Origin of the sequence: Bartonella silvatica, from assembly GCF_040545155.1 — a bacterium.
Taxonomy (GTDB): domain Bacteria; phylum Pseudomonadota; class Alphaproteobacteria; order Rhizobiales; family Rhizobiaceae; genus Bartonella; species Bartonella silvatica.
In genome coordinates this window covers 1-1,395 of the sequence record NZ_JBEPLI010000074.1, presented here as the reverse complement: position 1 = coordinate 1,395, position 1,395 = coordinate 1, and the positions used below count along the sequence as shown (strand labels likewise).

Annotated in this window: 3 protein-coding genes; all 3 read left to right on the top strand. The window is 35.8% G+C overall.

Going from position 1 to position 1,395, the window contains the following annotated elements; genetic code table 11:
- Positions 1 to 272: DUF6990 domain-containing protein (locus ABID23_RS07990; RefSeq protein WP_435521263.1), on the top strand; the 272-nt coding region annotated here is incomplete at its 5' end.
- A 93-nt stretch (positions 273 to 365) separates the two neighbouring features.
- Entirely contained in the window at positions 366 to 743 is a 378-nt protein-coding gene (locus ABID23_RS07985; RefSeq protein WP_354190964.1) for an HNH/ENDO VII family nuclease, read from the top strand.
- A 237-nt stretch (positions 744 to 980) separates the two neighbouring features.
- Positions 981 to 1,395 (top strand): SMI1/KNR4 family protein (locus ABID23_RS07980; protein WP_354190962.1); only part of this gene is annotated, 415 nt, incomplete at its 3' end.

Sequence of the window (1,395 nt, the reverse complement as noted above, 5' to 3'; positions counted from 1 at the left end):
GCACCACGTCTAAAGCAAACGATGCACCTTATGCTTTACTTCATCTTGGCGCTCTTGCTTTATTGGGTGATGTTGAGACCTTACAATCTTATCAGAAAAGCTTTACGGCAGGTGATCACCTAGGCTTTGATGAGAGCATCAACAAAACCCACCTTGAACGTGCATTAGCTTTAGCCAAAGAAGTAGCAAAAACCAAACAACTGAGCTACGCTTTGATTGAACGGGTAGCAAAAGATTTTGATGATCACTCAGAGCTTTCTAGCGAGGAATAACCTCGCTCTTTGAAGGAGAGTTTATTTAAGTCTATTTAGAACAAAGAATAAATTGATTATTTTGAAAAAAACGAGGGGATTATGAATTGTGAAATGGATAAAGAAAAAAGTATGGGGGCAGCTGAGCCTGGGGAATTTAAAGGTCAAAAAGTTTATCAGGAAGATGAACTGTTTGATCCTGAAACAGTTTCTTCTTGGAAAGAAAAAGGACACATAATAACAGGTACAAATGTGGAAAGAATGGCATCAGGAAGAGCTCCTATTGGAGTCGATTGTAGGCCTATTATGTTACATCCTGTGACACAAGAACAAGATAGTCCTCTCGTTGAGGTTCTCTACTCATTTTATCAAGGCAGGAGTTTTGTTGCTCCTATGAAGCCAAAGACAAATTTTATCAGAAAAGTTATTTGTTGGATTTCAAAAAAAATCCTAAGTAGGAAAAAAAGAAAAAGTAATTATTGCAAATATTGAAATAATGCCACTAAAAGGCGCTCTCTAAGTTTTAATGATCACCTCCTTTAATTCCATCATATATTGTAAATGCGAGATGATTATACAGAGACAGATGAGAAAAGAGCTCCTTCAAGAACATATCTCTTATGATTTTATCAATCTCATCCCAATTCCATTGGCTATAGTAGAAAAAGATTGATCATTAGAAACACTCATTATGAGTAAAAACACGCTGTGACTTATGGAGAAAAATTTATGAAAAGTTATACTTTATCAGATGTTGCACAATATGTTGATATGCATAGTCATGTTATTAATTTTGGTACTCAAGATAATGCACCTGATGAGGTGCGGATTAAAACAGCTGAGAACACTCTTGGTTTACAATTTACCTCTTCTTATAAGAATTTTTTAAAAAATTATGGAGGAGGAGAAATTGGAGGTGAAGAAATATTCAGTATTTATGGAATCTGCGCAGGTATTCCTGCTGGTGATATTGTTTACCGAAATTTGCTCGATAGAAGAGATGGCTTTACGGACCCCAAACAACTTGTTATCTGCACAACTGATTTTGGTGAAACCTTTTATTTTGATTATACGCAGTTTCGGGATGGTGAATGCCCACTCTATCTCAAGTATACATCTGAAGATTCCGAATATTACGCAAGTA